The 4194-nt window shown below is 42.2% G+C and carries 5 protein-coding genes and 1 pseudogene; all 6 read right to left on the reverse strand.

The genetic code is table 11. The features are described 5' to 3' along the window. On the reverse strand, positions 1-518 hold a 518-nt coding region (locus AB685_RS27410; protein WP_241773398.1), incomplete at its 3' end, for an ATP-dependent RecD-like DNA helicase. A 9-nt stretch (positions 519-527) separates the two neighbouring features. Further along, positions 528-1184 carry a tetratricopeptide repeat protein gene (locus tag AB685_RS27415; RefSeq protein WP_047973766.1) on the reverse strand — a complete coding sequence of 219 codons (657 nt, stop codon included), beginning with the start codon at positions 1182-1184 and terminating at the stop codon, positions 528-530. A gap of 78 nt (positions 1185-1262) precedes the next feature. Then, the gene (gene mnmA, locus AB685_RS27420; protein WP_047973767.1) at positions 1263-2366 is read right to left on the reverse strand and encodes a tRNA 2-thiouridine(34) synthase MnmA; all 1104 of its coding nucleotides are present in this window, start codon (positions 2364-2366) and stop codon (positions 1263-1265) included. A gap of 21 nt (positions 2367-2387) precedes the next feature. Then, positions 2388-3551 carry a cysteine desulfurase family protein gene (locus AB685_RS27425; RefSeq protein ID WP_047973768.1) on the reverse strand — a complete coding sequence of 388 codons (1164 nt, stop codon included), beginning with the start codon at positions 3549-3551 and terminating at the stop codon, positions 2388-2390. 22 nt (positions 3552-3573) lie between these two features. Then, the gene (locus tag AB685_RS27430; RefSeq protein WP_047973769.1) at positions 3574-3993 is read right to left on the reverse strand and encodes an Rrf2 family transcriptional regulator; all 420 of its coding nucleotides are present in this window, start codon (positions 3991-3993) and stop codon (positions 3574-3576) included. Further along, a pseudogene (locus AB685_RS31930) lies at positions 3938-4194 on the reverse strand (YitT family protein); the annotation flags it as partial. The gene AB685_RS27430 and the pseudogene AB685_RS31930, both read right to left, overlap by 56 nt.

A 4194-nucleotide genomic window follows, 5' to 3' on the forward strand; every position in this document is an offset into this window, starting at 1 on the left:
GAGAGCGTCATCAACACTTGCTCGACCCCTTGTTGGTCAACAAGCTGTTGATACAATTGATCCGCTTTTTCTTTTGAGAGCTTTGGTACCACTTTTAAAACAGCACGATCCTCTACGATCCGTGTAATCGCCCGCTCTCCTAATGTATCAACAATGGCTTCAGCTGTTTTTTTGCCGATCCCAGGAAAACGATCACTTGCTAAATATAGAATAATCCCGCTTTTTGTTTGTGGCAGATCACGCCTGAATTGATCAATTTGGTACTGCTTTCCGAATCGAGGGTGCTCTATTACGGTTCCAAAAAATAAAAAGGTCTCGGCTACATCTAGCTGAGGGAGGATCCCTACTACCGCTATTTTTTTATCTTTTAATTCCTCATTTGTCTCATCGACACGTACTAGGGCAACTGTGTACGCATTTTCTTCATTACGAAATACAAGGTGCAATACCTCACCTTTAATATAGCCTCGCTCTATTCCATTCTCTTCTGCAAGAGTTAGCTGTTCATCCGTCATCATTTATCACCCTTATTGCAAGGCTTGTTCTACCGTCTTCTTACCATTTGCTGCAAGCGCATGATCTGGTTGGATACGTAATGCCTCTTCAAACGCCCCAAGCGCTTTTTTTGCTTCTTCTTTGTATGCATACGCTACGCCAAGATTAAAATACGCATCCGCATGATTAGGCGCATCTTCTACAACTCGTTCAAGTTCGTTTACAGCTTCGTCAATTTGTTCAGTTTGTGCCAAGCATAATCCATATTGGAAGCGAGCATCAATATCTGCATCATTTAGCTCTACCGCCCGTTTAAAATTAGCCATTGCGTGTGGAAGGGCTCCAAGCTGGTAATAACTCATACCAAGCATAAAAAACACATCCGCTTCTTCTAGCTTATGAACAAGTGCTTGCTTAAACATTTTCGCCGCTTCTTCAAATTGATCCTGCTTAAAATAAATTGTTCCTGCTCCGTAATAAGCTGTACCCGCCTCTTCATCAAGAGCAATCGCTTTATCAAAGAAAATTAGCGCTCGCTCRTTCTCATCGACTGCTCCGAGTAAATTGCCAAAGTTAATAAACGCTGTAGCGTCTTTGGGGTTTTCTTCAATTGCTGCATTAAAGGCTTTAGCTGCCTCCTCATAATTTTGCTCATTCATATAGGCAATTCCTTTTTCATTCCAACTCATGCTTGCACGTCCTCTCCATACCTTTTCATTGCATTTATTATCTCACTCTTACACACAGAGAAAAAGGGAAAATACCAATTAGGCATTTTCCCACTTTTTAATCACGCGATCGATCGTTCCCCCGCCCATGCAGACGTCTCCATCGTAAAAGACAACTGCTTGTCCTGGAGTGATGGCACGTTCTGGCTCGTCAAACTTCACAAGGACGCTTCCATCACTTTTAGGAATAACCGTAACCCCTTGGTCTTCTTGACGGTAACGGAATTTAGCAGTACAACGAAATTCTTCAGTCGGGTGATTYGATGAAATCCAATTCATCTTAATCGCCTCTAGCCCTTCTGAATAAAGGCCTTTATGATGGAACCCTTGTCCAACTAGTAATACATTACGCTCAAGGTCTTTATCAATAACAAACCAAGGCTCTCCAGCTCCACCAATTCCAAGACCTTGACGTTGGCCCAATGTGTAATACATTAACCCGTCATGCTTGCCTTTCACTTCGCCATCAAGTGTCTGCATCTCACCTGGTTGCGCTGGTAAAAACTCACTGAGAAAGTCTTTAAAGTTACGCTCCCCAATAAAGCAGATCCCTGTGCTATCTTTTTTCTTTGCCGTAGCAAGATCAGCTGCGAGTGCCTTTTCTCGGACTTCTTTTTTCGGCATATGGCCAATTGGAAACATCGTTTTCGAAAGTTGCTGCTGAGATAAGGCATTGAGGAAGTAGGTTTGATCCTTATTGTTATCGATTCCACGTAACAATTTGAATTCACCATCTACTTCTTCAACACGTGCGTAATGCCCAGTTGCGACATAATCAGCACCTAGAGCCATCGCATGATTTAAAAATGCTTTAAACTTAATTTCTTTGTTGCACATCACATCTGGGTTTGGCGTGCGACCTGCTTTATATTCTTCAAGGAAATAAGTGAACACTTTATCCCAATATTGCTTTTCAAAATTAACGGCATAATATGGAATGCCAATTTGATTACATACACGGATTACATCCTCATAATCCTCTGTAGCTGTACAGAAACCACTTTCATCTGTATCATCCCAGTTTTTCATGAAGATCCCGATTACATCATAGCCTTGTTCTTTTAAAACAAGAGCTGTCACAGATGAATCAACTCCACCACTCATCCCGACAACGACCTTTGTATCTTCTGGTCTTTTCTTCATCTTTTCCACCACCTAATGCTCCTAGCTTATGAATGCTTGTTGATCTTGGAGCCTCTTCACAATTTTCGCTATTTCGTTTGCAGCATAGTCTATTTCCTCGTCTGTGTTGGTTATACCGAAGCTAAAACGCACAGCGGAGTTGACTCGCTCCTGACCTTTCTCCCCGTACATAGCCTGCAACACATGTGATGGCTCTAGCGAACCTGCTGTACATGCGGAGCCACTTGAGGCTGCAATCTCTGCCATATCAAGTGCAACGAGCAGTGCCTCTACTTGAATTCCTGGAAAACTCACATTTAAAATATGCGGCAAACGATCAATTTGGTCTCCATTAATCACAAAGCTTATATTCATGTTTGTAAATGTATCAAAAAAGACACGTGAATAGCGAAGATAACGCTCACGTTTTTCGCTGGCAGTTTCTAGCGTTAGTTCCAACGCTTTACTAAAGCCAACAATAGCTGCTACATTTTCCGTACCAGCTCTTCGCTTACGCTCTTGTTCTCCCCCAAATAATAACGGTTTTAAGGTGATTCCTTTTTTCGTATATAAAAGGCCAATTCCTTTTGGACCATTGATTTTGTGAGCGGATAAGGACACCATATCTACAGGAAGTTTATCAAGCTGYAATTCCACAGAACCGCAAGCTTGAACCGCATCTGTATGAAACACAGCTTGATGATCACGTAACAATTCACCAATTTCAACAATTGGCTGAATCGTTCCTACTTCATTGTTTCCATACATAATCGTTACAAGAATCGTATCCTCACGCAGTGCACTCTCAACTGCTGCCGGATGAACTTTCCCTGCCTCATCAACTGGTAAATACGTCACTTCAAAACCACGTTGTTCTAATTCCATGCAAGCGTGTCCGACCGCATGATGCTCAATCATTGTTGTAATAATATGTTTTCCTTTAGCTTCATGCCCAGTAGCATAGCCTAGAATCGCCATATTATCAGCTTCCGTTCCCCCACTCGTAATCGTAAGCTGATTCGCCTTAGTATGAAGAAGTTCAGCCATTGTTTGGCGGGCTTCATCAACTGCTTGACGTGCAGCACGTCCGATATGATGAATGCTTGACGGATTTCCAAAATGCTCATAATAATACGGCAACATCGCATCAACCACACGAGGGTCGATAGGCGACGTTGCTGCATGGTCAAGATAGATAGACTCCATCGTTGATCACCTTCTTTATTTGTTAAATGTAGAACATATAATATTCTTGTTTGCCTTTGTCTTCATAATTCGCCAGATCATCCAATGTCGTGTTATCAAGTACATCTTTTACTGCATCACGAATTTTAATCCATAGATCACGTTTTGCTGGCTCCTCATCATCCATGACCTCAACAGGACTAATCGGCCCTTCTAGCACGCGAATAATGTCTCCGGCTGTAATCTCTTTTGCATCCTTTGAAAGCATATAGCCRCCATACGCCCCACGTACACTTTTCACTAACATTGCATTTCGAAGCGGCGAAATAAGCTGCTCAAGATAATGCTCAGATAAGTTATATTCCTTTGCTATTGACTTTAATGAAACCGGACCTTCACCTGATTTTTTAGCTAATGCCATCATGATGGTGAGTCCGTAGCGTCCCTTGGTTGAAATTTTCATTTCTTGACCCTCTTTCTATCAAAATATCGACGATTCGCTGACATTGTGGCATCGTGAACCCTACTACTGATCCAATGCCAAAACAAAATAATAATGTTCCTATAAAAACAGGCCCACCGAGTAACCACCCAAATGAGAGTACAATCACTTCCATGGAACTTCGAACCCATTGTACCTCCAGCCTGTGCGCATTGTAAGAGC

The organism is Bacillus sp. LL01, assembly GCF_001037965.1.